Below are 24,887 nucleotides of genomic sequence, written 5' to 3'. Positions count from 1 at the left end.
CCCCTACCTTTACCCAAAAGGGGCGGGAAGAAGAAATGGTTTTGGACTTTTTTGGGCAATTAGAGGACGACTTCCTCCTTCAGAAGGCCGGCCGTATAGGCATTGATAAGCTGGCGGAGGGCCGTGATTTTAACCTGGTATTCTTTGCCCAGGTCCGTATCGGAGATGAGGACCCGGCGGTCATAGCGATCCACGGTCCGGACGTTGGGGGCGTAGGTTTCCAGCTCATCCGTCAGGGCATTGTAGTCCACGTGTTCGGCCAGGGCGATGTGGTGAGAGTTGTAGATCAGGGTGTAGCCCGCGATCCCCGTCTGCTTTTGGTAGGACTTGGCGATGCCTCCGTCGATGACGAAGAGGCGGCCATTGGCCCGCATGGGGCTCTGTCCCTTTTCCTTGATGACCGGGACGTGGCCATTGATGATATGGCCCTTGTCGGGGTCCAGGTCGAACTCCTTGAGGATCTTTTTGGCGATGGCCTCTTCTGAGGACAGGGCAAAGTAGGGGTTCATCTTTTCTTTATGGTTTTTCTTATCGGTGGTGAAGTAGCGTTCGAAGGTGGCCATCTTCCGCTTGCCGAACATGGGCGACTTGGGCCCGCACCAGAGATACCACATGAAGTCCACCGCATCCCGCTTCCGCTGGGAGGTCTCGGGGGCATAGTAGGCCTGGGTGACGATGAAGTCCAGGTAGTCCATGAGGGCCTTGCCGGACTTGAACTCCCCGTCGATGGTGATGCCGTCAAATTCCCCGTCCTCGGTCATGGGCAGGCAACCATGGTAGAGGAGGTTTCCGTTCATGGTCAGGTAGGAGGAGCCCCGGGTGAAGAGGAAGGTGTTGTGGCGTTGGAGGCGTTCGGAGTGAAGGAAGGAGGCCTTGATGTTTCGAAGGAGCTCTTCCTCTTGCTCGGTCAGCTTGAGGGGGTCCTGGGGGTCGATGGTGGGGAAGTTGGTGTCCGTGAGCTTGTAGCGGCTTCCGTCGATGGACACATATTCCATGGTCTCCCAGTCCACCTTCTTGAGGACGATCCGGTCGGTCATCTCATATTCCGGGTGGCGCTCATAGAGCTGGCCCTCCAGCTTGAATTCCAGGATGGCCACGGCCTTGTGCATCCGGGCAGCCTGGCGCTCATCCACTACGTCGTAGATATTCTCGTCATAGATTTTCGGCTTGAAGATCTCGCAGGGGTCATCCCCATAGACCTGGCGGGCAAAGTCATCCAGGACCCGGAGGTGGATCCCGTAGCCGTCCTCCAGGCAGTCGAAGGTATTGTATTTGATGGCATTTCGCATGACGGCCATCATGCAGACCTCATTGCCCAGGGCAGCTCCCATCCAAACCACGTCGTGGTTGCCCCATTGGATGTCCACCTGGTTGCCGAAGTGGATGAGCTCCTCCATGATGGTGTGGGGGCGGGGGCCCCGGTCGAAGATGTCCCCGACCACATGGATGTGGTTGACGCAGATCCGCTGGATCATGAGGCAGAGTTCCGTGATGAAGTCCTCCTGGACCTCCTCATCCAGGATCCCGGAGATGATGGAGTAATAGTAGTTCCGTCGGTCAATTTCGCCGTCGTTGGATTCCATGAGTTCATGGAGGGTGGTTCGGTAATTACAGGGCATCTTGGAGGAGATTTGGTCCCGGGGGTATTTGGAGGCGATGAAGCGGGCCACCTCCACCAGCTGGAGGATGGTATCCCGGACCCAGCGGGAGTCCTGGAGGAGGTCCTGACGCTTGGCCAGGGCGGTTTGGGGGTCATAGATAATGGAGGCCAATTCGTTCTGCCGGTCCTCCGACAGGCGGGACCGGTAGACGTCCCGGATCTTCCGCCGGATGTTTCCGGAGGCCGACCGGAGCATGTGGAGGAAGGCCTTATCCTCGCCATGCACGTCGGAGAAAAAGTATTCCGTCCCCTTAGGCATCCCCATGATGGTCCGGAGGCGGACAATCTCTCCGGCCGCCGCCATTTTATTGGGGAACATCTTGGATAGCATATCGATCGTCAGTGATTTCACCATGGCAACCTCACAGTCTTTCCGAGCCCGAAAACCGGCCCCGTTAACGTTTTCAGTCATCCTCATTATTATACAGTCCGGTAAAAAAGACAAGCGTGGGATTTGACATTCAGGGGATAGTGTCGTATAGTGGATAGAAATTCGAAAGAATATTCTTTTTCAGGTAAGAATATGTACTTTCGATTCATACATCCAAGTAGAGGCGCAAGGAAAATGAGGAGGACCGGGAGGCGGCAGCCGGTGAAGGGTCCAAAAGGTTTCCTTGCCGAAATGCGGCTCCGGGCGCGGAGTCGTGTTGGGACGGACTTGAATAAGGTCCGGACTGTCACCAACCCTCGCTCAAGTTGGTGTTGTGCTACTGTGAGGAAAGATTCACGGAAAGGCACAAGCCTTTCCGTTTTTTGTTTTCTCATTGCCTCTGGGAGCGGCAGCAGAGGAGGTTCGCATGAACGCTCAGATCAAAAAGACAATCCTGTCCGGCCTCATGGTCTTCGCCCTTCTTTTCGTAGGAGCCTTCCACCGGCCCGCCATAGCGGTGGGGGAGGAGGACACCTTCACCATCGGTATGGAAGTCAACTATGCCCCCTTCAACTGGTCGGAGCCAACGGATGACCATGGGGCTGTCCCGGTTTCTAACAGTCCGGGGGAGTACGCCCAGGGCTATGACGTCTGGATGGCCAAGGAGATTGCCCGGCGTTTGGGCAAGAAGCTGGTTATCGTCAAAATCGACTGGGACGGCCTCCCTCCTGCTCTCAAGTCGGGCAAGATTGATGCCATCCTGGCCGGGATGAGCCCCACGCCTGAGCGGAAAGAGGAAATTGACTTTACCGCCCCCTACTACCAATCGGACCTGGTTATGGTGGTCCGGAAGGATGGCCTTTATACCGAGGCCAAGTCCCTGGAGGACTTTCGCGGGGCCAAGATCACCGGCCAGCTCTCCACCTTCCACTACACGGTGGTGGACCAGGTCCCCGGAGTGGACAAGATGCCGGCCATGCAGGACTTTCCCACCATGATCACCGCCCTCCAGGCCAAGAAAATTGACGGCTATGTTTCCGAACGGCCGGGTGCTCGGTCGGCCATGGTAGCCCACCCCGACCTGACCTTTGTGGAATTTGAAGAGGACAAGGGATTCGATGTCGATGTGGACGACGTCTCCGTGGCCGTCGGCCTGGCCAAGGGATCCCCCCTCCGGGAAGAGGTCAACCGGGTCATGGAGGAGATCAGCCAGGAGGACCGTGACCGGGCCATGGACGAGGCCGTCCTCCTGTCCACCGAAAAAGAGGGGGGAGAGGGCTTCTTCCCAACCGTGGCCTTCCTCTGGGAAAATTACTCCGGCCCCTTCCTCCGCGGAACAGGGATCACCCTTCTCATCGCCAGCCTCTCCACCTTTTTCGGCTTCCTGATCGGCCTTCTGGTCCAAACCCTCCGGTCCCTGCCCACTTCTCGCCGGGATCCCTGGCCCTACCGGATCCTGGTCGGCCTGGTTCGGGCCCTCCTCACCCTTTATGTGGAGGTTTTCCGGGGGACCCCCATGATGGTCCAGGCCATGTTGATCTTCTATGGGTCCAAGATGTTCTTTGATATTGATATGAATGCGGGCTTTGCCGCCGTCTTCATCGTCTCCATCAACACGGGGGCCTACCTGTCGGAGACCATACGAGGGGGGATCGACTCCGTTCCCCAGGGCCAGTGGGAGGCGGGCAAGGCCCTTGGCCTCAGCTACAGCCAGACCCTCTTCTCTGTCATCTTTCCCCAGGCGATCAAGGCCATCCTGCCCTCCATCGGCAATGAGCTCATCGTCAACGTCAAGGACACTTCGGTTCTCAACGTCATTTCCGTGACCGAGCTCTTTTTCATCACCAAGGGCGTGGCCGGGGCCACCCTCAAAACCTTTGAAGCCTACCTGATCGCCGGCGCCATCTACCTCTTCCTAACCCTGGTCCTTTCCTGGGCCCTCCGGAAGATCTTTACCCGCCATAACCGCAGCTTCAGCCTTAAGTCCGTAACCGCCTAGGAGGATTTCATGACTTTTACTAACTATACAGGCTCTTCTTCATCCGACACTCATCCCATCCTGGAGGTTCGTGACCTGACCAAGTCCTATGGGGACAAAGAAGTTCTCAAGGGGGTTAACTTCGACGTGGCTCCCTCCGAGGTCATTACCTTCATTGGGGAGTCCGGAGCCGGAAAATCCACCATGCTCCGCTGCCTCAACCTCCTGGAGGAGCCCCAGGGCGGAGACATCCGCTTTCAAGGCAAATCCATCCTAGCCCCCGGCTTTGACCGCAAGGCCTACCGGGCCCGGGTGGGCATGGTCTTCCAGTCCTTTTATCTTTTTGATAACATGACCGTTCTGGATAACTGCCTCCTGGCCCAGACCAAGGTCCTTAAGCGGTCCGACAAGGAGGCTCGGGAGAAAGCCATGGTACTTCTTGATGAGGTGGGGATGGCCGACTATGCCAAGTCCTTCCCGGACCAGCTCTCCGGGGGCCAGGCCCAGCGGGTCGCCATTGCCCGGGCCCTCTCCATGGACCCCGACATCCTTCTTTTTGATGAGCCTACTTCGGCCCTGGACCCCAAGAACGTAGGGGAGGTCCTTCGGGTCATGCAGAAGATCGCCGAGGAGGGGATGACCATGCTGGTAGTCACCCATGAGATGGCCTTTGCCCGAGAGGTGGCTAAGCGGGTCTGCTTTATGGCCCAGGGAAAGATCCTGGAATCTGCCCCATCCCATGACTTCTTTGAGCGGCCCAAAACCCCAGAAGCTCAGGAATTTATCCGGACCATCCATCTCTAACGGGAAAACAAAATAGGGAAGGACACTTCGGGGATAGGCGCCCCATGCGGAAAAAAGTCCGATCCTCCGCACCATTCAGATATTATCGCTGACCGATATCATATATCACCTCTTTTGCCTTGACACAATATATATATATATATATAGTGAAAACGATACAGCAAGGTATGCATCAAAAAAAATGATGTGATGCGTATCCATCTTACTCGTTGTGAGTTAGTAGGCTGTAATCAGACCAAAGGAGGTTAATATGGTGAAGAACTGGAAGAAAATTAGTTTCATCGGTCTTTTATTCTTTCTTTGTTTCAGCTTCAATTTGCCCCAGGCAAAAGCGGAAGAAGTACCCGATCCCGGTCCGGAGGACAAGGTGGCGGTATATATTATGGAGGAGGAGCGGAAAGATAATCCTTTTGATGGTTACTATAAAAGCATTGAAGAAGCTTTTATAAAAATGCAAAGTCGTTACTGGAATAATTCCTCTTTAATGCCCAATCCGACGGACAAGTATACAGGAAAAGATTATCGAAAAATTCGTATGGTTCTGCTTGATGATGTGACCGAGAATTGGTTGCTATTTGGATTAGGCTTTGATATTACGCTCGAATCCTCTCCGGGAAATCACTTTACGATTCAGTCCAAATATCAAGGCGAAGATATGATTTGGGTAACGCAGTCGAGTACCTTAACACTGAAGAATGTAACCGTTGATGGACAGAATAAAATGCGCTGCCTTTGGGTTGATTCGAATAAGGGTGAGCCAACTTCGAAGCTGATTCTGGAAGATGGAGCACGTGTCATCAATGGTTATATCGGACCGGATGCCAACACGAAATACGGAGCCGGTATCTATGTCCAGAAGAATTCAGAGTTTGTTATGAATGGTGGAGAGGTTTCCAATAACGCGATTGATCCGCAGGCCAAAGGGAATTTGGGTGGAGGGATCGCTCTTGTTTCTGGGAAAGTAACCATCAATGGCGGTCGTATTTCCGATAATAAAGCGAACTACGGTGGCGGAATCTATATCAATAATAGGGGAACGCTTGAAATCAACGGTGGGGAGATTTCCAAGAATAATGCGGCCTATATGGGTGGCGGAATCTATCTGAATGCTCCTATGACAATGACAGCGGGTACTTTCAAAGCCAATCATGCCAAAAATGGTGGTGGAATAGCCGTGTTTACGGGTTCAAGTAATCCCGGTAAGGCCATGATCACCGGTGGATCCTTTATTGAGAATCAAGCCGACCAATCCGGCGGTGCTATCTTTACCAATGTTTATGATTATGCTGACCCGGCATCTGCCCAAAAATACCAAAATATTAGCTTGAATAATTCAGTCGTTTTCAAGGATAACCAAGCTGAGTTTTTAGCTCAACCACCACAAAATGCGGATGACTTTACGAACCTACTCTTTAACAAGGAATCGACCCTTTCTCAACAGTTTACAGAGGCCGAAACAAGCAAAGTGTATCAGATCAGCGTGTTTACGGCCTCAAGCTTGAAAAGCTTACTCAACAACTATGACATTAACTATCAGAACAAGGCGGATAATCCCGTCATTATGTACCTGGTTGGATTTGATCCCAACGGCGGTTCATTGCCTGAAACGTCGGATTATCCAAAAGCGGTTGTCGCCAATGAAGAAATTACCCTGTTAAAAGGAGCCACAAAGGATAACTTCACCTTTGATTATTGGAAGAAGATCAGCGGAGATCCGAAGCCGGATCAGACAAAATATCCCGAGGATGGCAAGGCGACAATAACCGGTCCTACCATTTTCCAGGCTCAGTGGAAAGAGAAGGAAAAACCGGTTGATCCTCCAGTCAATCCTCCGGTTAATCCTCCTATAGATCCGGACACCCCGCCGACCGTGGATAGAGAAGATGGTGAAGACCGCATTGACACTTCGGTTATCGTGTCGAAGAAGCATTATGCTAAAGCCAGGACAGTCATCATTGCTCGTAACGATCTTTATCCCGATGCCTTGACCGCCAGTGTTTTAGCAAAAGTCAAGGATGCCCCAATTCTCTTAACACCTCGTCACGTTCTGGATCCGCGTGTCGCCGGTGAAATACGTCGCCTGGGTGCAACAGAGATCATCATTGTCGGAGGGAAGGAGGCGATCTCACTTGATGTAGAAAAGGCCTTAGCTGCCTTCGATTCTGATCGCGTCCAGCGTCTTGACGGTGATGACCGCTATGAAACAGCGACCTTAGTTGCCCGGGAGGTCTTCAAGCTCGTCGATATTCAGGGGAAAGCCATAGTGACTACCGGCGAGAACTGGCCGGATGCCTTGAGCGCCTCTGCCTTTGGATCGAAAGAAAACCATCCTATCCTTTTGGTTCGTTCAAAAATGATAGATCCTCTTGTACAAAAGACAATTCATGATCTGAGTATTGGTCAGGTCTACCTCGTCGGCGGTGATGATGCCGTATCAGATTCTGTTGCAAAACAATTACCCAAGATAATCGTACGCTTAGCAGGTAGCAACCGTTATGGAACAGCCAAGGCTGTTGCTGAATATGGCTTTGTAGGAAGCAAGGGAATGTATTTGGCCTCCGGTGAAGTGTTTGCCGACGCTCTGATTATCGGTCCTGTCGCAGGAAAGAGGGAAGTGCCGATTCTCTTGACCAGGGATAAGGAATTGGCTCCGGAAACAAAAGCATATCTTGAAGGCCATAAGCCTGATTGGATCACTATTGTAGGTGGTGGGTTGCGGATTAGCCATGAGGTTGAGAAGGAACTAAGTAAATAGATTTACTTCTGGATTAGTTTCACAGAGCGAAGCGTTCAAAATGCGCTTCGCTCTTTTTATGTAACAAGCACAGCTCTATCAATCCTCTCTACAAAAAAACTTGCATTTCCATTAAAAACCTGTATACTATTAGGAGTGTCCTGAAATACTAGGCGATGAAGCAAGAGGTTGCTCGGACGTCGAAGGACTTCTAAAGGGGTTGTTTTCAACCTACTAGAGGAAACGGCGGTTGCCGAGGGAATTTTTGCTGAGCAGTCCGGCGCGATCCGGACGGTCGCACCACGGTATTTCTTTTTTATAGGGCCATGCAGGACACACCCGGCCCCGTGTATCGTGGTACGAAGAGCGCATCCGTCTCATGAAAGGATTCCTTTCCTATAAGATAAGGCGCTCAGAAAAAACCAAGGAGGAAAAGAAATGGCAAATCAGAAGATCAGAATCCGGCTTCGGGCTTATGACCACGAAGTCATTGACGCTTCCGCTCAGAAGATTGTCGAAGCCTGCAAGCGGTCAGGTGCGGATGTTTCCGGACCGATCCCCCTGCCCACCGACAAGGAGATCATCACGATCCTGCGTTCCCCGCACAAGCACAAGGACAGCCGGGAGCAGTTCGAGCAGAGAACCCACAAGCGTCTTATCGACATTGTCCGCCCCAACATGAACACCCTGGAAGCTTTGAAGAAACTAAACCTTCCCGCCGGTGTGGACATTGAGATCAAGCTGTAATCCCATAGTTAGGATGATCATGGATGGCCAAGGGCCGGAAGTGATCCGCTGTAATTAAGGAGGAAAAAACGTGAAAGAGATTTTAGGTACAAAGCTTGGCATGACCCAAGTCTTTGACGAGGACGGCGTTGTTACGCCGGTGACCGTCATCCAGGCGGGCCCCGTCTATGTGACCCAGGTCAAGACGACCGAGACCGATGGTTATGAGGCCATCCAGGTTGGTTTCATCGATAAGAAAGAATCCAGAACCAACAAGCCGGAAAAAGGTCATTTCAACAAGGCAAATATTGCGGTCAAGAAAGTGATCCGTGAGCTGCCGGTGGTCGAAGGCCAGACCTATGAGCTGGGCCAGGAGATCAAGGCAGACATTTTTGAAGAAGGCGAAATGGTCGATGTTGTCGGCACTTCGAAGGGGAAGGGCACCCAGGGTGCCATCCGTCGCTGGAACCAGGGACGGGGTCCCATGGGCCACGGTTCCAAGTCCCACCGGGTTGCCGGCGCTCGTGCTGCTGGTTCCTATCCTGCCCGTGTTTTCCCGGGCACCAAGGGATCCGGAAAAATGGGTCATGACCGGGTGACGGTTCAGAACCTCAAGGTTATCCGTGTGGACGCCGACCGGTCGATCCTCTTGGTAAAAGGTGCCATTCCCGGACCAAAGGGAGGCCTGGTCACCGTCAAGCAGGCGGCCAAGGCAAGCAAATAAGGAGGATGACAATGACCAAGGTGAATATTTTAAACCAAACCGGCGAAGTTGTCGGAGAGCTCGAATTATCGGACCACCTCTTTGATGTCGACGTCAACGACCACGCCGTATATACAGTAATTAAGAATATCCGGGCCAACAAGCGCCAGGGAACCCACTCGGCTAAAACACGGGGCGAGGTTCGGGGCGGTGGCCGCAAGCCCTTCCGTCAGAAGGGGACAGGTCGGGCCCGTGCCGGGTCAAGAACCCAGCCAAACTGGAGAGGCGGCGGCATGGTCTTCGCCATCAAGCCCAGAGACTACTCCTATACGACACCCAAGAAGATCCGTCGTTTAGCCCTCAAGTCCGTTCTGACTTCCAGGGTGAGAGAAGACCGGTTCACCGTCTTGGACGACCTGAAACTGGATTCCTACTCCACCAAAGAAGCGGCCAAGGTTTTGGAGGCCATTAAAGCCGACAAGAAGGCCCTGATCGTGGTCAAGGATGCCTCCCCTGAAACAATCGGCTCCTTCAAGAACATCCCCAGTGTTCAGACCATCTCTGTCGATGAAATGAACGTCTATGACCTCGTCCGGTTCGAATCTCTGATTATGACCCAGGACGCCGTCAAGAAAGCAGAGGAGGTATTTCAATAATGAAGAAATCTCCATATGATGTGATCCAAGCGCCCATCATCACCGAACAGGCCATGGATGCCATGGAACACAACACCTACACATTCCGTGTGGATAAGAAAGCAAATAAAGCGGAGATCCGTCAGGCTGTGGAAGCCGCTTTTGATGGCGTAAAGGTTAAGAGAGTCAACACCATCAATGTCAAGGGCAAAAACCGCCGGATGGGCATGCATGCCTACAAGGATCCCGATTGGAAAAAAGCCATCGTAACCCTGACAGAGGATTCGGAATCCATCGAATTCTTTGAAGGCATGTAATGGAAACGGGAGGAAGTTATGGGAATTAGGAAATATAAACCAACCTCACCGGGTCGCCGCCTGATGCGGGTCTCCACCTTTGAGGAAGTGACAAAGACAAGACCGGAAAAGACACTGACTGCGCCCCTGAAGAATAAGGGCGGTCGGAACAATACCGGACGGATTACCCTCCGTTTCCGCGGCGGCGGCACAAAGCGTCGCTACCGGATCATCGACTTCAAACGGAACAAGGACGACATCGTCGCCACCGTTTCATCGATCGAATACGACCCCAACCGGTCCGCTAACATCGCCCTTCTCCATTATGCAGACGGCGAGAAGCGTTACATCATTGCTCCTCGTGGCCTCCAGGTCGGCGACAAGGTGGTATCCGGTTCGGACGTGGATATCAAGGTCGGGAACGCCCTTCCCCTCTCCGCCATCCCCGTTGGTACGGTCATCCACAACATCGAACTCTACCCCGGAAAGGGTGGCCAGCTGGTCCGGTCTGCCGGGTCCGCTGCCAGCCTGATGGCTAAGGAAGGCAAATATGCCCAGATCCGGATGCCGTCCGGAGAATTCCGCCTGATCCTCTTGAACTGCAAGGCCACGATCGGCCAGGTCGGCAACATCGATAACGGTCTGGTCCGTAAGGGTAAGGCCGGTAAGAGTCGCTATGCTGACAGAAAACCCCATGTCCGTGGATCAGCCATGAACCCGGTTGACCACCCACACGGTGGTGGTGAAGGTCGCGCCCCTGTCGGACGTCCCGCTCCGATGACCCCCTGGGGAAAGAAGAGCCGTGGCGTGAAGACCAGGGATCCGAAGAAGGCCTCCAACCAGTTCATCGTTCGCAGAAGAAAGACCAAGTAGTAGGAGGATGTCATGAGCAGATCGCTGAAAAAAGGGCCCTTTGTCGACGACCATCTGATGAAGAAGGTCGATGCCCTCAACCAAGACAATCAGAAAAAAGTTATCAAGACTTGGTCCCGCCGCTCGACCATCTTCCCGGACTTCGTTGGCCACACCATCGCAGTCCACGACGGTCGCAAGCACGTGCCCATTTATATTACCGAAGACATGGTCGGTCACAAGCTTGGTGAATTTGTTCCCACAAGAACCTTCCGGGGACACGCCAAGTCCGATAAGTCTGCCGGCCTGAGATAAGGAGGAAGAGAATGGAAGCAAGAGCTGAAGCAAAATACGTCCGCATCTCTCCTCGCAAAGTCAACTACATTTGCAATGAGATCCGTGGCAAGAAGGTCGACGAAGCCCTGACCATCTTGAGATTCACCCCGAAGAAGGGGGCAAAGCTCCTGGAAGATGTTCTGAAATCGGCCATCGCCAATGCAGAGAACAACCTGAGCTTGGATCGGGAAGACTTAGTCGTTTCAAAGGCTTGGGCCAACGACGGTCCCACCATGAAGCGCTGGCACCCCAAGGCAAAAGGGGCCGCCTACCCGATTTTGAAGCGGACATCCCATATTGGCGTTGTCGTCGCTGAGCAAGAGACAGAGGAGGAAGATAACTAATGGGTCAAAAAGTACATCCAAAGGGTTTACGAGTTGGCGTCATCAAAGACTGGGATTCTCATTGGTTTGCTGATGATAATAACTTTGCCTCTTTAATCAAAGAAGACCACGACATTCGCAAATGCATTGAGGAAGACCTCAAGGAAGCCGGAATCTCCGAGATCGCCATTGAGCGCACCATGGGCCGGGTCCGGGTCACCGTCAAGACCGCCAAGCCCGGCGTTGTCATCGGTAAGGCCGGCGCCTCAGTCGACGCCCTCAAGAAGAAGCTGGACAAGATGACCGGAAAGACCGTCCTCATCAACGTTGAGGAAGTCATTAACCCGGACCTGGATGCCCAACTTCAAGCTGAGCGGATTGCTGAAGATATGGAAAACCGTGTCTCCTTCCGCCGGGCCATGAAGCAGGCCATGCAGCGGACCATGCGGGCCGGAGCTAAGGGAATCAAGACCTCCTGTGCCGGCCGTTTGGGCGGGGCAGATATTGCTCGGGTAGAGCATTATAGCGAGGGATCCATCCCCCTCCAGACCCTCCGTGCGGACATTCGCTACGGCGAAGCCACCGCCAGAACCCAGTACGGCGCGATCGGCGTCAAGGTTTGGGTCTACATCGGTGAAGTCCTTCCCGGCATGAAGGAAGCTGAAATGCCCAAGCCCCAGCCACAAGCTAGAGGCGGCCGTCACCGGAACAACCGGGGTCGGGGAAGAAATGACCGCCAGGATAATAACCGCCGGGGTGGACGTGACAATCGCTCAAACCGGGGCGACCGTTAACCTGCGCAAGGAGGTAGCAATATGTTAATGCCTAAGAGAGTGAAGCATCGCCGGGTCCATCGCGGACGCATGAAGGGTGTAGCCACTCGTGGAAATAGCCTCGCTTATGGTGAATATGGCCTCATGGCCATGGAGCCATGCTGGATGACGGCCAACCAGATTGAAGCGGCCCGTCGTGCCATGACTCGTTACATCAAGCGTGGTGGTAATATTTGGATTAAAGTTTTCCCGGACAAGCCTGTTTCCAAGAAGCCTGCGGAAGTCCGTATGGGTTCCGGTAAAGGGGCTCCTGAGTACTGGGTTGCCGTTGTAAAGCCTGGCCGGATCCTCTTCGAGATGTCCGGTGTTTCTCCTGAGGTCGCTCAGGAGGCTATGCGTCTGGCATCGGCCAAGCTCCCCATCAAAACCAAGATGGTGACTTCTGATGCGGTAGGACAGGAAGGTGACGAATAATGAAAGCCGTAGACATTCGTAAATTAACCGATGAAGATTTGGTTTCCAAACTGAATGATCTTAAGCAAGAGCTCTTCAACCTCCGCTTTCAAGATGCAACAGGTCAGCTGGATAACTTCTCCGCCATCGGTTCTGTAAAACAGGATATTGCCAGAGTGCGTACCGTTCAACGCGAGCGGGAATTAAAATTAAGAAAGGAAGCTTAGTCCAATGGAGAGAACAACAAATCGCAAAACCATTAGCGGAGTGGTGGTCTCTGACAAGATGGACAAAACCATCGTTGTCGAAGTTTCCCAGTTGGTCAAGCATCCTAAGTATAAGAAGATGTTGACCCGAAGCAAGCGCTTCAAGGCCCATGATGAAGAGAATGCGGCCAAAGTAGGCGACAAGGTGCTTCTGATGGAAACACGGCCCCTCTCCAAGCAGAAAAGATTTCGTCTCGTCGAAATCCTCGAAGCTGCCAAGTAATCAGGAAGGGAGGACGAGATGATACAAAAAGAAAGTCGACTCAAGGTTGCTGATAACTCCGGAGCCCGTGAACTCCTGGTCATCAATGTCAACGGATCCACCAAGCGGAAGTATGTGGGCATTGCCGATACCGTTCGCTGCTCCGTCAAAAACGCCATCCCCGGCGGGACCGTCAAGAAGGGCGACATCGTCACTGCTGTGGTCGTCCGGACCAAGGCTCCCCTGTCCAGACCGGATGGTTCGGAGATCCGCTTCGATGATAATGCGGCGGTCATTATTAAAGACGATAAGAACCCCGTGGGCACCCGTATTTTCGGGCCTGTTACCAGAGAGCTCCGTGCAAATGGTTATATGAAGATCATTTCGCTGGCTCCGGAAGTACTTTAAGGAGGGGCATATGCACGTAAAAACGGGTGATACCGTCCAAGTGATGACGGGCAAAGATAAGGGCAAGGTAGGCAAGGTCCTCCAAGCTTTCCCCAAGGAGAACCGGGTGATTGTGGAGAATGTCAACATTCAAAAGCACCACCGCAAGCCTCGCTCGATGGAAGATGCGGGTGGGATCATTGAAAGCGAAGGAAAGATCCATGCTTCCAATGTTCTCCTCTACGATGAAAAAGAAAAACGTGGCGTCCGGACAAAGACTGAAGTGGTCAACGGAAAGAAGATCCGTGTTTCAGTCAAGTCAGGCACCAAGTTTGATTAATAAGGGGGCAAGGAATGACTTCTAGATTGCAAGAAAAGTACAAACAAGAGGTAATGCCTGCTCTGATGAATGAATTCCACTATGACAATGTGATGCAGGTTCCCAAGCTGGAAAAAATCGTCATCAACATTGCCGTGGGGGATGCCAAGGAAAATCCTAAGCTGTTGGAATCCGCAGTCCACGAGCTGACCATCATTGCCGGCCAGAAGCCGGTGGTCATCAATGCCAAGAAGTCTGTGGCTAACTTCAAGCTGAGAGCCGGAATGCCCATCGCCACCAAGGTGACCCTCCGTGGCGATAAGATGTATTACTTCCTCGATAAGCTGATCAGCGTGGCCCTGCCTCGCGTTCGTGACTTCCGCGGAATTTCCGACACCTCCTTTGACGGCCGTGGCAACTATGCCCTGGGCATCAAAGAGCAGCTGATTTTCCCTGAAATCAACTTCGATGACATTGACGAGATTCGGGGGATGGACATCATCATTGTGACTTCCGCCGAAACCGATGAAGAAGCCAGAGCATTTTTAGCCCACATGGGTATGCCGTTCAAGAGAAGAGAGGAGAACTAATATGGCAAAAAAATCCATGAGATTAAAGCAGCAGAAGAAGCCTAAGTTCTCAACGCGTGCCTATACACGCTGCTCCATCTGCGGCCGCCCCCATGCGGTTTTACGCAAGTACGGCATCTGCCGGATTTGCTTCCGTGAGTTGGCCTATCGTGGCCAGATCCCGGGCGTAAAAAAAGCCAGCTGGTAATTTGAGGAGGTAAGCGATATGATGACTGATCCGATCGCGGATATGCTGACAAGAATCCGCAATGGGAATATGAAAAAGCATGAATCTGTTGAGGTTCCTGCTTCCAACATGAAGAAAAACCTCGCTCAAATCCTTCTGGATGAGGGATACATCAAAGGATTTAACGTTGTTGATGATAACCGCCAGGGCATGATCACCATCGACCTCAAGTACGTCGATGACGAACGGTCCATTTCCGGCTTGAAGAGAATCTCCAAGCCCGGACGCCGGGTCTATGTTCGTGCCAAGGAAGTGCCCACAGTTTTGGGTGGTTTAGGCACCGCTATCCTTTCCACTTCCAAAGGCGTAATGACTGATAAGCAGGCTCGGGCTGAAGGCCTGGGCGGCGAAGTCATCTGCTACGTCTGGTAATAGAGGAGGGCGAGCATGTCAAGAATTGGATTAATGCCGATTGAAATCCCTGAGAAGGTTGAAATTTCAGTCGATGACAAGAACGTCGTAAAAGTGAAGGGCCCTAAGGGTGAGCTGGAGAAGCAGATCGGTCCCGCCTTTGAAATCAAAATTGAGGATGGCGTACTCCATGTCGTCCGTCCCGATGAGACGAAGGAAAACCGGTCCAAGCACGGCCTCTACCGTTCCTTGATCGCTAATATGGTGGAAGGGGTAACCGAAGGGTACTCCAAGAAGCTCCAGATCGTCGGAACCGGATACCGTGCCCAGATGAAGGGGAATGACCTCCTGCTCAACTTGGGTTTCTCCCACGATATTACGGTGAAACCGGAAGAGAACGTGAGCTTTGAAGTGCCGGATGCCCTGACCATTATCGTCAGTGGGATCGACAAAGAAGCTGTCGGCCGAATTGCGGCCAACATCCGTGACTTCCGCTTACCTGAGCCTTATAAGGGCAAGGGAATTCATTACGAAGGAGAGCACATCCGTCGTAAAGAAGGTAAAACAGGGAAGTAAAGGAGGGCGTAAATGGCTAAATTTGACAGAAATGCAGGACGTAAGAAACGTCATCTCCGCATACGCAATAAGGTGGCCGGCACGTCCGAGAGACCACGTCTCAATGTTTATAAGAGCAACGCCAACATGTATGCTCAGATCATTGATGACAGTGAGGGAAGAACCCTGGTCTCCGCTTCCACTTTACAAGACAGCGTAGACGGTCATGGCTCCAACATCGAATCCGCCCAGGCAGTCGGCAAGGCCATTGCTGAGCGGGCTCTGGAAAAAGGCATCACCACTGTTGTCTTTGACCGTTCCGGTTATATTTATCATGGAAAAGTGAAGGCGCTCGCTGATGCTGCTCGTGAAGCGGGACTCAAGCTGTAAGGAGAGGAGATAGAATGGCCAAGCAAAATCGCAGACAAAAGTCTGAGTTCGAAGATAAAGTCATATATATCAACCGCGTCTCCAAGACAGCCAAGGGTGGTCGTACCGCTCGTTTTACCGCTTTGGTAGCTGTCGGTGACGGAAAAGGAAGAGTGGGCATTGCTATGGGCAAGGCCGCAGAAGTTCCGGAAGCCATCCGGAAGGGGGCCGACCATGCCAGAAAGAAAATGGTCCAGCTTCCTCTCCATGGCACCACCGTTCCCCACGAAATCGTGGGTCACTACGGAGCAGGCAAGGTCCTGATCATGCCGGCTAAAGAAGGTACCGGAATCATTGCCGGCGGTCCGGTTCGTGCGGTCTGTGAAGTGGCCGGGATTTCCGACATCCGTGCCAAGTCACTGGGTTCCGCTAACGCCCTGAGCATTGTCAATGCTTTGATGGACGGGTTCGCCAGAATGAAGACACCCGACCAGGTTGCCAAGTTACGGGGCAAGAGCGTAGAAGAGATTTTGAGCTAGGAGGTTCTCATGGGCAAATTAAACATTACCTTAAAGAAATCATTCGCCGGAAGAACCGACAAGCAAATCAATATCGCTCGTGCTCTGGGACTTCATAAACTCGGGCAGACGGTGGTCCTGGAAGACCAGGATTCCGTCCGCGGAGCGATCCACAAGATTGACTTCATGCTCGACGTCTCTGAGCAGGAATAGGAGGTTCCGATGAAACTTCATGAACTTAATCCGGCTAAGGGCGGAGCAAAGAAAAAGACAAAGCGGGTAGGCCGCGGTCACAGCTCAGGTTGGGGAAAATACGCCGGCCGGGGTCGTGACGGCCAGAACTCTCGTTCCGGTGGCGGCGTTCGTCCCGGATTTGAGGGTGGACAGTTACCTCTTTTCCGTCGGCTCCCGAAGCATGGATTTACCAATAATTTTTCTAAGGTCTATGCCACCATCAATGTCGAAGATCTGAACATCTTTGAAGATGGAGCCACCATCAACGCCGAGGCTCTTTTAGAGCGGGGCATGATCCAAAAGAAAGATTTACAAGACGGTTTGAAAATCTTAGGCCGTGGTGAGCTCAGTAAAAAACTGACTGTTCAGGCGACCAAGTTTACCAAATCTGCTGAAGAAAAAATCAACGAAGCAGGAGGAAAGGCGGAGGTGCTCTAATGCTAAGCACGCTCAAGAATGCTTGGAAGGTTGATGAAACTCGCCGAAGAATCATCTTTACCATCTTAATGGTGATCGTACTTCGCTTGGGTAATGCCCTCCCGATTCCTTTTGCGAACATCTCCTTGATTCGTGAGATTTATAAAGGGGCGGAAGGAAGCCTTCTCGGAATTCTCAATATGATTTCCGGTGGTGGTCTGGCGACCTTGAGTGTTCTTGCACTCGGTGTCGGCCCGTATATCACCGCCTCCATTGTTGTCCAGCTTTTGACCTTTGCCATTCCTGCCTTGGAAGAAATGTCCAAGGAAGGGGAGGAAGGCCGGAAGAAAATCGGTCAGATTACCAAGTATTTAGGGATTGCCCTTGCTGTTTTGCAAGCATTCGCCCTGGTCCAGGGAATCTTCGGTCAGGCCTTTGCCTCCGGTGGTAGCCTGGAAAAAGGGATTGCCATTTTGGTCATGGTTGCCGGGGCATCCTTCACCGTATGGATCGGTGATCAGATCACAGAATATGGAGTTGGAAACGGCGTATCCTTTGTCATCTTCATGGGTATTGTCGCCGGTATGCCCGGCCACTTCTATGCCATCACCCATGCAGCGGCAAGCGGACAAATCAGCTTCCTGATTCCCATTTTGCTGATCCTGATCTTCCTCGCCATTACGGTGATCGTGGTTCTCCTCACGGAAGGAGAGCGGAAGATTCCCGTCCAATACGCCAAGCGCGTGGTCGGTCGGAAGATGTACGGGGGACAAGCCACCCATATTCCCATCAAAGTCAATATGGCCGGCGTCCTGCCCATCATTTTCGCCTCTGCCCTCTTGGCCTTGCCACAGACCCTGGCCTTAATTTTTGGCGGCGGTGTCCAGGACTTTGTCCAAAACTATATGACACCTTCCGGCTGGATCGGATTTATCATTAGGCTGATCATCCAGGTGATCCTCATCATCTTCTTCGCCTACTTCTACAACTCCATCCAGTTCAACGCCTACGAATATTCTCGAAACCTCCAACAATCCGGCGGCTTTATTCCCGGCATTCGCCCGGGCAAGCCGACTACGGATTATCTGCAGAGAATTGTCAGTCGGATCACCCTGATCGGGGCGATTATTCTCGCTGTTCTCTCCATAATTCCTGAGCTTGTCGCCCGCTTCTTTGGGGTCCAGCTCGGATTTGGCGGTACATCCATCATCATCGTTGTGGGTGTCGTCCTCGAACTCATCCGTAGCTTAGAGGCCCACTTGCAGCTCCGTCACTATAAAGGTTTCTTGAACCGTTAAGTTGAAAGGAGTTCTTGTGCGATTAGTATTGCTCGGCCCTCCGGGTGCCGGTAAAGGAACCCAGGCCAAGAAAATCATTAAGGACTGGAAGGTCGTCCACATTTCGACGGGCGATCTTTTCCGGGCCAATATCAAAAATGAAACGGAATTGGGCAAGAAGGTCAAAGCCTATCTGGACCAGGGACAACTGGTTCCGGATGAGCTGACCATCGCCCTCTTATGGGACCGGCTGGACCGGGAGGATACCGAGAACGGCTATATCCTGGACGGCTTCCCAAGGACCTTGGCCCAGGCCAAAGCCCTCGATGAAGGTCTGAAGGAAAGAGGTCAGGCCCTGGACGGGGCCCTGGCCCTGGTCGTTCCTTTCGATGTTTTGGTTCCCCGCTTGGCGGGTCGGAGGGTTTGTCCCGAGTGTGGGGCTTCCTTCCATATCAAAGACCAACCACCCAAGAAAGAGGGAGTATGCGATCTCTGCGGTCATGAGCTCATTCAACGAGATGATGACCGGGAGTCCACTGTCGCTCAAAGAATTCGAGTCTATGAGGATTCCACAGCTCCATTGCTTGACTACTATAGGAGCCAGGGAAAACTCATCGAAGTGGACGGAAACCAGCCGGTTGACCGGGTGGAGGATGACGTCCAAAAAGCCCTGCAGGAGATTCAATGACGCAGGAAAGGAAGATGAACCGCCCATGCGAACTCGCCATTGGCCAGGTCGTCCGCTCGAAGGCGGGCCACGATAAAGGGAAGGTCATGGTTGTCCTGGAACAAGTTGACGCCAAGCACGTTCTCGTCGTCGATGGGGACAGCCGTCCCCTGGAAAAGCCGAAGAAGAAGCGGGTCAAGCATTTGCAAGCTTTCCACCATGTACTGCCACTGGAAGACGCAAGACTGTCAAAGACCGGTTTCCAAAATGCCTGGGTTCGGAAAATGTTGATTCGTTTCCAAGACAAAGCGACCCAAACGAAGGAGGAGAGCGAATGTCATCTAAAGATGTGATTGAAGTTGAGGGCGTCGTTAAAGAGCGCCTTCCGAATGCCATCTTTATTGTCGGTCTTGAGAATGGCCATGAAGTCATGGCCCATATTTCCGGGAAACTGCGGATGAACTATATTCGCATCCTCGAAGGAGACCATGTGACCGTGGAACTTTCTCCCTATGACCTGACCAAGGGGAGAATTACATGGAGGAAGAAATAGGAGGAAGCCATGAAAGTGAGACCATCTGTCAAGAAGATGTGTGATAAATGTAAGATCATCAAACGCAAAGGTCGCGTCATGGTGATCTGTGAAAATCCGAAGCATAAGCAACGTCAAGGATAACGGGGGGTGAAGGAATTTGGCACGTATAGCAGGTATTGATATACCAAAAGACAAACGAGTGGAAATCGGCCTGACCTACATTTTCGGTATCGGTCGTTCCCGCTCCAATGAAATTCTGAAGAATGCAGGCGTCAATCCGGACACTCGCGTCCGTGACCTGACCGATGATGAAGTGCAGAAGATCCGTGAGCAGATCAACCATTACCATGTGGAAGGTGACCTGCGCCGGGATGTTTCTCTGAACATCAAGCGTCTGCGCGAAATTAACTGCTACCGTGGGATCCGCCACAAAAGAAACCTGCCTGTAAGGGGTCAGAGAACGAAAACCAATGCTCGGACCCGCAAGGGTAGAAAGAGATAAGGGGGGAGAACATGGCTAAGAAACCAGCAAAAACAACCCGCCGTGGCGGGAAGCGCAAGGTTAAAAAGAATATAAGCGCCGGACAGGCCCATATTCTTTCCACCTTCAACAACTCCATGGTGACCATTACTGACTTAAACGGAAACGCCATCTCCTGGTCTTCTTCCGGTCAGCTGGGCTTCCAGGGGAACCGGAAATCCACTCCCTACGCCGCCCAGATGGTTGCGGAGACTGCAGCGAAAGAGGCCATGACCCAGGGTCTGAAGACCGTCGAGGTCTATGTTAAAGGACCGGGCCCCGGCCGTGAATCCGCCATCCGTGCCCTTGAGGCAGCCGGACTCCAGGTAACCATGATCAAGGACGTCACACCCATTCCCCATAATGGATGCCGTCCACCGAAGAGAAGAAGAGTGTAACGGGAGGGAATAATGTCAAGATACACAGGACCAATTTTAAAACGCTGCCGTGCGCTCGAGTTGGAACCCCAGGTTGTGGGCATCAACAAGAAGTCTCGCCGGAATCCGGAACAGCGTCGCCGCAAGCTCTCCGACTATGGTATGCAGCTGCGGGAGAAGCAGAAAGCAAAATTCATTTACGGAATGAACGAAAAGCAGTTCCGCAGACTCTACACCCGTGCTGAACGGATGGAGGGTCAGGCCGGTTGGAACCTCCTCAAACTGCTTGAGATGCGTTTCGACAACGTCGTTTACCGGATGGGATTCACCCAGACCCGGGCGGAAGCTCGTCAGCTGATTGTTCACGGCCACTTCCTCCTTAACGGAGAAAAGGCCACCATTCCTTCCATGACCTTGGAAGTGGGCGACCAGATCAACGTCAAGCCTTCCTCCAGACAGAACGGTTTCTTCTCCAATACATCGGAGAATGTCTGGAACCAGATGCCATGGGTGGAAGTGGACACGGAAAAACTCCAGGGCAAGATCCTGTCTGAACCAATGCGTGAAAACATCGACTATCCGATTGAAGAAACCCAGATCGTCGAGCTTTACTCCAAGTAATCCCTGTGATTTATCATTTATGGACAATAGAGACTTGGAAAGAAGTCGCAAGAGTAGAGGAGGCTTGATCCGTGGCAGACAAACTCAATACAAAGGTTGAAATTCTTGAGCTGGACGAGGAAAAGCACTATGGCCGCTTCACCATGTCCCCTCTGGAGCGTGGGTATGGGACGACGATTGGGAACTCCCTTCGTCGGGTCCTGCTCTCCTCCTTACCGGGGGCTGCCGTAGCAACCATCAAATTCGATGAAGGTGTCCCTCATGAATTCTCAACAGTTCCGGGCGTCATTGAAGACGTTCCGGAGATCATCCTCAACATAAAAGGGATTGCGATCCGTCGCTTGCAGGGAGAAGGGGAACCGGTTACCCTGCGGTTGGATGTGGAAGGGCCCAAGATCGTAACGGCCAAGGACATCCAGGAGACCACAGAAGTGGAGATCATCAACAAGGACCACTACATCTGCACGGTCAATGGCGAAGGCGAGATCCATATGGAACTCGTTGTCGTGGATGGGTCGGGCTATGCCTTGGCGGACGCCAACAAAAATCCTGATGACCCCATTACGACCATTGCGATCGACTCCTTGTTCACCCCGGTGACCAAGGTCAATTTCTCCATCGAAAACACCCGGGTTCAGCAGATTACCGACTACGATAAGCTGATTTTGGAGGTTTGGACCAATGGGACCATTTCCGCCCAGGAGGCGGTGGCCCAGGGCTCACAGATCCTCATCAGCCACCTGGCCCTGTTTACCGAGCTTCCTGACTTTCATTTGGATGAGGAAGAAGAAGGCGAAGAAGAGAATAATGAGGAAGAGTTACTTCTTAAAAAGCCCATCGAGGACTTGGACCTCTCCCTTCGTTCCTACAATTGCCTGAAACGGGCCGGGCTCAACAGCCTGGGAGAAATCTTGGCGACCGATGCTCGGGAGTTGGCCAAGATCCGCAACTTCGGCAAGAAGTCCTATGCGGAAGTGGAGAACATGGTCAAGGCCTATGGCTTTGAGCTCGAGGAAAAGGAAGAAGAGTAACAAGGAGGCATGAAATGGCCACTCAAAGAAAATTAGGGAGGAGAAGCGACCACCGGAGCGCCATGCTTCGCAACCAGGTTTCTTCCCTCATTGAACATGGCCGGATTACCACCACGGTAACCCGGGCAAAAGAAACCCGCCAGATGGCGGAGAAGATGATGACCCTCGCCAAGAAGAATGACCTTCATTCCAAGCGGGCCATCTCCTCTTACATCTATGACAAGGAACTGGCAAGAAAGCTGGTCGAGGACCTGGCTCCCCAATACGTTGACCGCAACGGCGGCTATACCCGGATTCTCAAGCTGGGCCCCCGCCGTGGTGATGGGAGCGAAATGGCCATCCTGGAATGGGTGGAAGCAGGGTCCAAGAAAGAACAAGTAGTAAAGGAAGACTAGTTCGCTTAGCAACCGGTCTTGTGACATGCCCTCTTTATGAGGGCATTTTTCACATTTTATGGAGTCAGCCATGTTTGACAAGTCCAAGGAAAAAGTGAATACTTCTTCTCATGATGGGGGGGAAGGAAGGAAGCGGCAGGGATTGACTACCTCCCTGGTGGGGCTTTTGGCCAACACCATCCTCGCCCTGTCCAAAATCATCATCGGCAATTTGACCGGGGTCCTGTCCATCACGGCTGATGGGATGAATAACCTCTCGGACGGAGTGGCTAACCTCATCTCCCTTTCGTCATTCGTGGTTTCCGCCCGTCCCTCGGATGAGGGCCATCCTTTCGGCCATGCCCGCTTCGAATATATCGCATCATCCCTGATCTCCCTCCTCATCCTTTTCTTAGGGATACAGGTTGGACGGGAGGCGGTCGACAAGATCCTCCATCCCGACATGGGGAAAATCCAGGCCATCCAGATCGCTGTCCTGGTCCTTTCCATGGCACTGAAGCTTTGGATGCAGACCTTCTACAGCCGGCGGGGGAAGGCCCTGAACTCCTCCGTCCTCATGGCCACAGCCCAGGACTCGGCCAATGATGTTTTGATGACCGGGGGAATCCTTCTCTCTCTCGTTTTGACCCACTTCTTCCAGGTTCCCTTGGACGGCCCCATCTCCATGGTCGTTGCCCTCCTCATTATTAAAGCCGGCTTGGACATCCTCAGCCAGAACTACGACCGGCTCATGGGAGAGGAGGCGGACCCTGACCTAGTGAAGAGAATCGAAGACCGGATCCTGGAGTCCCCCGAGGTCATGGAAATCCACAATCTCAAGATCCATGACTATGGTCCCGGCCAGTCCTATGTGACCTGTGATATCATGGTTGACGCCCGACTGTCCCTTTTGAGGGCCCATGCCGAGGCGGACGCCATCGAAAGGTCCCTGGCTAAGGAAGGGATTGACATCACCATCCATATTGACCCCATGATTATGGATAATCCGCTGATCAATGAGGCTCGGGATAAGGTTAGGCGGTTAGTGGAAGGGAGCCATAGGGGCTGTCAAGTCTTTGACCTCCAGATCACCCCGGGAGCCGGACCCGATTCTGACCCGGAAGGCCCCGACTTTAACAAATTGGGCGACCTCCAGACAGAATCCCTGACCATTTCCTTCGGTCTGGCCGTTCCCTATTCCGTCAAGGATACGGATGACCAGTTGATGGCAGAGATGGAGACTATCCTTGGCGTTCTCTACCCTCAAGCTCGGCTGGATATGCGGATTGAGCGGACAGCCTCCCCGGCTGTCGACGTTACCCGGCCGGAAGACCGATTCCGGGAAGAAAGTCAGGGGGAAGAGTAGTATAATGAGAAGGTAGCCCATTGCGGTTAGGAATAAACTGAAGACGGGAGGGGACCATGGACGAAAATGCAGCTCTGGATATCCAAAAAATGAACTGGCCCAGCCGGGAAATTCTCCTTGAGAACGAGAACCTGGTTGTCCGCCTCCTGCCGGAAGTGGGTTTTAAGATCCGGGAGATTTACTATAAGCCCAAAAATTTTGACCTCCTCTATAAACCCAAGGAGGCCCGGGAGTCAAAGGATTTTCGAAGGAGCTATTTCAACCCCTTTCCGGGCATGTCCTATAAGTCTTTGGACCGGTCAGGGATTGATGACTGCATCCCCTCCAAGCAAGGCTGTCAGATCAAGAATGTGGGCCATATCCACAGCTATGGAGATGTTTGGGCAAGAAACTGGAATGTGAGGGAGAGTGACCTCTCCAAGACGACCTGCACAGCATCGGTTCGCCTTTCCGTCTTGCCCTTTTATTTTGAACGGACGGTGACCCTGTCCGGTTCTTCCGTTTTCCTTCACTATCGTCTTCTGAACGAGACGGTTTCTTCCCAGGCCTGGATGTGGTCTCTTTACGCTCTGGCAGTCTCCAGACCGGACGCTTTTTTGAAAGTCCCGGGATCCCATCCCTATATTGATCTTGAGACCGGTAAAGCCCTGGAAGGAGACTTTGGCCGAATAGAAAAGGTCCCCTTGGACAGGAAGTTGGCCTTCTTCTCCCCGGAAGGGGTTGAGGAGGGACTGGTCGCCATCCACTATCCTTCGGATGGAGTGGTCTTCAAGATTCGTTGGGATGCTAAAGTCCTTCCCTATCTTGCAGGGTCCATCGAAACCTCTCCAACCAGTGGGGAGCGTAAGCTCTCCCTTCGGCCCACCAATGGCTATTTGGAAAACCTGGAAAAGGCTATGGATGCCGGAAAGGCGCCCAGCCTCCTCCCCGATGGCGAGGTCAATTGGGATGTGGAGTTGAGCCTCGAAAGTATGGAACAATAACGCACAACTAATCACAGAAACTAGGGCCTAATGGCCGTGAAAGAAAGGATGGTACTCGG

The 24,887-nt window shown here is 52.7% G+C and carries 37 protein-coding genes and 1 riboswitch; of the genes, 36 read left to right on the top strand and 1 reads right to left on the bottom strand.

The window, feature by feature from the left end:
• Nucleotides 1–59: 59 nt before the first annotated feature.
• Nucleotides 60–2,015 carry a fructose-bisphosphatase class III gene (locus tag HGKM_RS07500; RefSeq protein ID WP_034579984.1) on the bottom strand — a complete coding sequence of 652 codons (1,956 nt, stop codon included), beginning with the start codon at nucleotides 2,013–2,015 and terminating at the stop codon, nucleotides 60–62.
• Nucleotides 2,016–2,201: 186 nt separating this feature from the next.
• Nucleotides 2,202–2,378, top strand: a riboswitch (Lysine riboswitch).
• 79 nt (nucleotides 2,379–2,457) lie between these two features.
• Here HGKM_RS07500 and HGKM_RS07495 point away from each other — a divergent pair.
• The 36 genes from HGKM_RS07495 to HGKM_RS07320 all read left to right on the top strand — a co-directional run bounded on the left by HGKM_RS07495 (nucleotide 2,458) and on the right by HGKM_RS07320 (nucleotide 24,828).
• A complete protein-coding gene (locus HGKM_RS07495; protein ID WP_019134727.1) occupies nucleotides 2,458–4,029 on the top strand; it encodes an ABC transporter permease subunit in 1,572 nt (523 codons plus the stop codon).
• A 9-nt stretch (nucleotides 4,030–4,038) separates the two neighbouring features.
• Nucleotides 4,039–4,812, top strand: coding sequence for an amino acid ABC transporter ATP-binding protein (locus tag HGKM_RS07490; protein WP_019134726.1), 774 nt, complete (start codon nucleotides 4,039–4,041; stop codon nucleotides 4,810–4,812).
• Nucleotides 4,813–5,062: 250 nt separating this feature from the next.
• Nucleotides 5,063–7,567, top strand: coding sequence for a cell wall-binding repeat-containing protein (locus tag HGKM_RS08380; RefSeq protein WP_019134725.1), 2,505 nt, complete (start codon nucleotides 5,063–5,065; stop codon nucleotides 7,565–7,567).
• Between the two features lie 417 nt (nucleotides 7,568–7,984).
• Entirely contained in the window at nucleotides 7,985–8,293 is a 309-nt protein-coding gene (gene rpsJ / locus HGKM_RS07480; RefSeq protein WP_019134724.1) for a 30S ribosomal protein S10, read from the top strand.
• Between the two features lie 70 nt (nucleotides 8,294–8,363).
• Complete coding sequence (rplC, locus tag HGKM_RS07475; RefSeq protein WP_019134723.1) at nucleotides 8,364–8,996, top strand: 50S ribosomal protein L3; 633 nt, start codon at nucleotides 8,364–8,366, stop codon at nucleotides 8,994–8,996.
• Between the two features lie 11 nt (nucleotides 8,997–9,007).
• Nucleotides 9,008–9,631, top strand: a complete 624-nt coding sequence (rplD, locus tag HGKM_RS07470; protein WP_019134722.1) for a 50S ribosomal protein L4 — start codon at nucleotides 9,008–9,010, stop codon at nucleotides 9,629–9,631.
• Nucleotides 9,631–9,927 carry a 50S ribosomal protein L23 gene (rplW, locus tag HGKM_RS07465; protein ID WP_019134721.1) on the top strand — a complete coding sequence of 99 codons (297 nt, stop codon included), beginning with the start codon at nucleotides 9,631–9,633 and terminating at the stop codon, nucleotides 9,925–9,927. Before rplD ends, rplW begins: the two co-directional genes overlap by 1 nt.
• An 18-nt stretch (nucleotides 9,928–9,945) precedes the next feature.
• Nucleotides 9,946–10,779 carry a 50S ribosomal protein L2 gene (gene rplB / locus HGKM_RS07460; protein WP_034579885.1) on the top strand — a complete coding sequence of 278 codons (834 nt, stop codon included), beginning with the start codon at nucleotides 9,946–9,948 and terminating at the stop codon, nucleotides 10,777–10,779.
• A 12-nt stretch (nucleotides 10,780–10,791) separates the two neighbouring features.
• Entirely contained in the window at nucleotides 10,792–11,073 is a 282-nt protein-coding gene (rpsS, locus tag HGKM_RS07455; protein ID WP_019134719.1) for a 30S ribosomal protein S19, read from the top strand.
• An 11-nt stretch (nucleotides 11,074–11,084) separates the two neighbouring features.
• Nucleotides 11,085–11,438, top strand: coding sequence for a 50S ribosomal protein L22 (rplV, locus tag HGKM_RS07450; RefSeq protein WP_019134718.1), 354 nt, complete (start codon nucleotides 11,085–11,087; stop codon nucleotides 11,436–11,438).
• The gene (gene rpsC / locus HGKM_RS07445) at nucleotides 11,438–12,211 is read left to right on the top strand and encodes a 30S ribosomal protein S3 (protein ID WP_019134717.1); all 774 of its coding nucleotides are present in this window, start codon (nucleotides 11,438–11,440) and stop codon (nucleotides 12,209–12,211) included. The genes rplV and rpsC overlap by 1 nt, the downstream gene beginning before the upstream one ends.
• 21 nt (nucleotides 12,212–12,232) lie before the next feature.
• Entirely contained in the window at nucleotides 12,233–12,664 is a 432-nt protein-coding gene (gene rplP, locus HGKM_RS07440; RefSeq protein WP_019134716.1) for a 50S ribosomal protein L16, read from the top strand.
• On the top strand, nucleotides 12,664–12,870 hold the full coding sequence (rpmC, locus tag HGKM_RS07435) for a 50S ribosomal protein L29 (RefSeq protein WP_019134715.1): 207 nt from the start codon (nucleotides 12,664–12,666) through the stop codon (nucleotides 12,868–12,870). Before rplP ends, rpmC begins: the two co-directional genes overlap by 1 nt.
• 4 nt (nucleotides 12,871–12,874) lie before the next feature.
• The gene (gene rpsQ, locus HGKM_RS07430; RefSeq protein WP_019134714.1) at nucleotides 12,875–13,132 is read left to right on the top strand and encodes a 30S ribosomal protein S17; all 258 of its coding nucleotides are present in this window, start codon (nucleotides 12,875–12,877) and stop codon (nucleotides 13,130–13,132) included.
• Nucleotides 13,133–13,150: 18 nt separating this feature from the next.
• Complete coding sequence (gene rplN / locus HGKM_RS07425; RefSeq protein WP_019134713.1) at nucleotides 13,151–13,519, top strand: 50S ribosomal protein L14; 369 nt, start codon at nucleotides 13,151–13,153, stop codon at nucleotides 13,517–13,519.
• A 10-nt stretch (nucleotides 13,520–13,529) separates the two neighbouring features.
• Nucleotides 13,530–13,838, top strand: a complete 309-nt coding sequence (rplX, locus tag HGKM_RS07420; protein WP_019134712.1) for a 50S ribosomal protein L24 — start codon at nucleotides 13,530–13,532, stop codon at nucleotides 13,836–13,838.
• Nucleotides 13,839–13,852: 14 nt separating this feature from the next.
• Nucleotides 13,853–14,407 carry a 50S ribosomal protein L5 gene (gene rplE, locus HGKM_RS07415; RefSeq protein WP_034579883.1) on the top strand — a complete coding sequence of 185 codons (555 nt, stop codon included), beginning with the start codon at nucleotides 13,853–13,855 and terminating at the stop codon, nucleotides 14,405–14,407.
• A 1-nt stretch (nucleotide 14,408) separates the two neighbouring features.
• A complete protein-coding gene (locus tag HGKM_RS07410) occupies nucleotides 14,409–14,594 on the top strand; it encodes a type Z 30S ribosomal protein S14 (protein WP_019134710.1) in 186 nt (61 codons plus the stop codon).
• An 18-nt stretch (nucleotides 14,595–14,612) separates the two neighbouring features.
• A complete protein-coding gene (rpsH, locus tag HGKM_RS07405; protein ID WP_019134709.1) occupies nucleotides 14,613–15,005 on the top strand; it encodes a 30S ribosomal protein S8 in 393 nt (130 codons plus the stop codon).
• Nucleotides 15,006–15,020: 15 nt separating this feature from the next.
• Complete coding sequence (rplF, locus tag HGKM_RS07400) at nucleotides 15,021–15,560, top strand: 50S ribosomal protein L6 (RefSeq protein ID WP_034579881.1); 540 nt, start codon at nucleotides 15,021–15,023, stop codon at nucleotides 15,558–15,560.
• Between the two features lie 12 nt (nucleotides 15,561–15,572).
• Entirely contained in the window at nucleotides 15,573–15,929 is a 357-nt protein-coding gene (gene rplR / locus HGKM_RS07395; protein WP_019134707.1) for a 50S ribosomal protein L18, read from the top strand.
• Nucleotides 15,930–15,943: 14 nt separating this feature from the next.
• Nucleotides 15,944–16,447, top strand: coding sequence for a 30S ribosomal protein S5 (gene rpsE, locus HGKM_RS07390; protein WP_019134706.1), 504 nt, complete (start codon nucleotides 15,944–15,946; stop codon nucleotides 16,445–16,447).
• 9 nt (nucleotides 16,448–16,456) lie between these two features.
• Nucleotides 16,457–16,639 (top strand): 50S ribosomal protein L30, encoded by a 183-nt coding sequence (rpmD, locus tag HGKM_RS07385; protein WP_019134705.1) that lies wholly within the window; start codon nucleotides 16,457–16,459, stop codon nucleotides 16,637–16,639.
• A 9-nt stretch (nucleotides 16,640–16,648) separates the two neighbouring features.
• Nucleotides 16,649–17,098 (top strand): 50S ribosomal protein L15, encoded by a 450-nt coding sequence (rplO, locus tag HGKM_RS07380; protein ID WP_019134704.1) that lies wholly within the window; start codon nucleotides 16,649–16,651, stop codon nucleotides 17,096–17,098.
• Nucleotides 17,098–18,375 (top strand): preprotein translocase subunit SecY, encoded by a 1,278-nt coding sequence (gene secY, locus HGKM_RS07375; RefSeq protein WP_019134703.1) that lies wholly within the window; start codon nucleotides 17,098–17,100, stop codon nucleotides 18,373–18,375. The genes rplO and secY overlap by 1 nt, the downstream gene beginning before the upstream one ends.
• A gap of 16 nt (nucleotides 18,376–18,391) precedes the next feature.
• Nucleotides 18,392–19,042: an adenylate kinase gene (locus HGKM_RS07370; RefSeq protein WP_034579879.1), complete on the top strand. Its 651-nt coding sequence runs from the start codon at nucleotides 18,392–18,394 to the stop codon at nucleotides 19,040–19,042.
• Nucleotides 19,039–19,374, top strand: a complete 336-nt coding sequence (locus tag HGKM_RS08910) for a KOW domain-containing RNA-binding protein (protein WP_019134701.1) — start codon at nucleotides 19,039–19,041, stop codon at nucleotides 19,372–19,374. The genes HGKM_RS07370 and HGKM_RS08910 overlap by 4 nt, the downstream gene beginning before the upstream one ends.
• Nucleotides 19,356–19,574, top strand: a complete 219-nt coding sequence (gene infA, locus HGKM_RS08905) for a translation initiation factor IF-1 (RefSeq protein WP_019134700.1) — start codon at nucleotides 19,356–19,358, stop codon at nucleotides 19,572–19,574. Before HGKM_RS08910 ends, infA begins: the two co-directional genes overlap by 19 nt.
• A gap of 9 nt (nucleotides 19,575–19,583) precedes the next feature.
• Nucleotides 19,584–19,697: a 50S ribosomal protein L36 gene (gene rpmJ, locus HGKM_RS08900; protein WP_008859825.1), complete on the top strand. Its 114-nt coding sequence runs from the start codon at nucleotides 19,584–19,586 to the stop codon at nucleotides 19,695–19,697.
• Between the two features lie 16 nt (nucleotides 19,698–19,713).
• A complete protein-coding gene (gene rpsM / locus HGKM_RS07350; RefSeq protein WP_019134699.1) occupies nucleotides 19,714–20,058 on the top strand; it encodes a 30S ribosomal protein S13 in 345 nt (114 codons plus the stop codon).
• Nucleotides 20,059–20,069: 11 nt separating this feature from the next.
• On the top strand, nucleotides 20,070–20,474 hold the full coding sequence (gene rpsK, locus HGKM_RS07345) for a 30S ribosomal protein S11 (RefSeq protein ID WP_019134698.1): 405 nt from the start codon (nucleotides 20,070–20,072) through the stop codon (nucleotides 20,472–20,474).
• Nucleotides 20,475–20,486: 12 nt separating this feature from the next.
• Entirely contained in the window at nucleotides 20,487–21,074 is a 588-nt protein-coding gene (gene rpsD / locus HGKM_RS07340) for a 30S ribosomal protein S4 (RefSeq protein ID WP_034579876.1), read from the top strand.
• A gap of 71 nt (nucleotides 21,075–21,145) precedes the next feature.
• Entirely contained in the window at nucleotides 21,146–22,105 is a 960-nt protein-coding gene (locus HGKM_RS07335) for a DNA-directed RNA polymerase subunit alpha (protein WP_019134696.1), read from the top strand.
• 14 nt (nucleotides 22,106–22,119) lie between these two features.
• Nucleotides 22,120–22,500 carry a 50S ribosomal protein L17 gene (gene rplQ / locus HGKM_RS07330; RefSeq protein ID WP_019134695.1) on the top strand — a complete coding sequence of 127 codons (381 nt, stop codon included), beginning with the start codon at nucleotides 22,120–22,122 and terminating at the stop codon, nucleotides 22,498–22,500.
• Nucleotides 22,501–22,570: 70 nt separating this feature from the next.
• A complete protein-coding gene (locus HGKM_RS07325; protein WP_019134694.1) occupies nucleotides 22,571–23,845 on the top strand; it encodes a cation diffusion facilitator family transporter in 1,275 nt (424 codons plus the stop codon).
• A gap of 56 nt (nucleotides 23,846–23,901) precedes the next feature.
• The gene (locus tag HGKM_RS07320) at nucleotides 23,902–24,828 is read left to right on the top strand and encodes a hypothetical protein (RefSeq protein WP_019134693.1); all 927 of its coding nucleotides are present in this window, start codon (nucleotides 23,902–23,904) and stop codon (nucleotides 24,826–24,828) included.
• Nucleotides 24,829–24,887: the final 59 nt, after the last annotated feature.

The organism is Kallipyga massiliensis ph2 (genome assembly GCF_000311985.1).
Lineage (GTDB): Bacteria > Bacillota > Clostridia > Tissierellales > Peptoniphilaceae > Kallipyga > Kallipyga massiliensis.
Note: the sequence above shows the minus strand (reverse complement) of the source record. Positions and strands in the feature narration are given on the sequence as shown.

Excerpts from the sequence above, each read along its gene's own strand:
- HGKM_RS07500 (WP_034579984.1), bottom strand. The coding sequence starts at position 2,015 with ATGGTGAAATCACTGACGATCGATATGCTATCCAAGATGTTCCCCAAT.
- HGKM_RS07495 (WP_019134727.1), top strand. The coding sequence starts at position 2,458 with ATGAACGCTCAGATCAAAAAGACAATCCTGTCCGGCCTCATGGTCTTC.
- HGKM_RS07490 (WP_019134726.1), top strand. The coding sequence starts at position 4,039 with ATGACTTTTACTAACTATACAGGCTCTTCTTCATCCGACACTCATCCC.
- HGKM_RS08380 (WP_019134725.1), top strand. The coding sequence starts at position 5,063 with ATGGTGAAGAACTGGAAGAAAATTAGTTTCATCGGTCTTTTATTCTTT.
- rpsJ (WP_019134724.1), top strand. The coding sequence starts at position 7,985 with ATGGCAAATCAGAAGATCAGAATCCGGCTTCGGGCTTATGACCACGAA.
- rplD (WP_019134722.1), top strand. The coding sequence starts at position 9,008 with ATGACCAAGGTGAATATTTTAAACCAAACCGGCGAAGTTGTCGGAGAG.
- rplW (WP_019134721.1), top strand. The coding sequence starts at position 9,631 with ATGAAGAAATCTCCATATGATGTGATCCAAGCGCCCATCATCACCGAA.
- rplB (WP_034579885.1), top strand. The coding sequence starts at position 9,946 with ATGGGAATTAGGAAATATAAACCAACCTCACCGGGTCGCCGCCTGATG.
- rpsS (WP_019134719.1), top strand. The coding sequence starts at position 10,792 with ATGAGCAGATCGCTGAAAAAAGGGCCCTTTGTCGACGACCATCTGATG.
- rplV (WP_019134718.1), top strand. The coding sequence starts at position 11,085 with ATGGAAGCAAGAGCTGAAGCAAAATACGTCCGCATCTCTCCTCGCAAA.
- rpsC (WP_019134717.1), top strand. The coding sequence starts at position 11,438 with ATGGGTCAAAAAGTACATCCAAAGGGTTTACGAGTTGGCGTCATCAAA.
- rplP (WP_019134716.1), top strand. The coding sequence starts at position 12,233 with ATGTTAATGCCTAAGAGAGTGAAGCATCGCCGGGTCCATCGCGGACGC.
- rpmC (WP_019134715.1), top strand. The coding sequence starts at position 12,664 with ATGAAAGCCGTAGACATTCGTAAATTAACCGATGAAGATTTGGTTTCC.
- rpsQ (WP_019134714.1), top strand. The coding sequence starts at position 12,875 with ATGGAGAGAACAACAAATCGCAAAACCATTAGCGGAGTGGTGGTCTCT.
- rplN (WP_019134713.1), top strand. The coding sequence starts at position 13,151 with ATGATACAAAAAGAAAGTCGACTCAAGGTTGCTGATAACTCCGGAGCC.
- rplX (WP_019134712.1), top strand. The coding sequence starts at position 13,530 with ATGCACGTAAAAACGGGTGATACCGTCCAAGTGATGACGGGCAAAGAT.
- rplE (WP_034579883.1), top strand. The coding sequence starts at position 13,853 with ATGACTTCTAGATTGCAAGAAAAGTACAAACAAGAGGTAATGCCTGCT.
- HGKM_RS07410 (WP_019134710.1), top strand. The coding sequence starts at position 14,409 with ATGGCAAAAAAATCCATGAGATTAAAGCAGCAGAAGAAGCCTAAGTTC.
- rpsH (WP_019134709.1), top strand. The coding sequence starts at position 14,613 with ATGATGACTGATCCGATCGCGGATATGCTGACAAGAATCCGCAATGGG.
- rplF (WP_034579881.1), top strand. The coding sequence starts at position 15,021 with ATGTCAAGAATTGGATTAATGCCGATTGAAATCCCTGAGAAGGTTGAA.
- rplR (WP_019134707.1), top strand. The coding sequence starts at position 15,573 with ATGGCTAAATTTGACAGAAATGCAGGACGTAAGAAACGTCATCTCCGC.
- rpsE (WP_019134706.1), top strand. The coding sequence starts at position 15,944 with ATGGCCAAGCAAAATCGCAGACAAAAGTCTGAGTTCGAAGATAAAGTC.
- rpmD (WP_019134705.1), top strand. The coding sequence starts at position 16,457 with ATGGGCAAATTAAACATTACCTTAAAGAAATCATTCGCCGGAAGAACC.
- rplO (WP_019134704.1), top strand. The coding sequence starts at position 16,649 with ATGAAACTTCATGAACTTAATCCGGCTAAGGGCGGAGCAAAGAAAAAG.
- secY (WP_019134703.1), top strand. The coding sequence starts at position 17,098 with ATGCTAAGCACGCTCAAGAATGCTTGGAAGGTTGATGAAACTCGCCGA.
- HGKM_RS08910 (WP_019134701.1), top strand. The coding sequence starts at position 19,039 with ATGACGCAGGAAAGGAAGATGAACCGCCCATGCGAACTCGCCATTGGC.
- infA (WP_019134700.1), top strand. The coding sequence starts at position 19,356 with ATGTCATCTAAAGATGTGATTGAAGTTGAGGGCGTCGTTAAAGAGCGC.
- rpmJ (WP_008859825.1), top strand. The coding sequence starts at position 19,584 with ATGAAAGTGAGACCATCTGTCAAGAAGATGTGTGATAAATGTAAGATC.
- rpsK (WP_019134698.1), top strand. The coding sequence starts at position 20,070 with ATGGCTAAGAAACCAGCAAAAACAACCCGCCGTGGCGGGAAGCGCAAG.
- rpsD (WP_034579876.1), top strand. The coding sequence starts at position 20,487 with ATGTCAAGATACACAGGACCAATTTTAAAACGCTGCCGTGCGCTCGAG.
- rplQ (WP_019134695.1), top strand. The coding sequence starts at position 22,120 with ATGGCCACTCAAAGAAAATTAGGGAGGAGAAGCGACCACCGGAGCGCC.
- HGKM_RS07325 (WP_019134694.1), top strand. The coding sequence starts at position 22,571 with ATGTTTGACAAGTCCAAGGAAAAAGTGAATACTTCTTCTCATGATGGG.
- HGKM_RS07320 (WP_019134693.1), top strand. The coding sequence starts at position 23,902 with ATGGACGAAAATGCAGCTCTGGATATCCAAAAAATGAACTGGCCCAGC.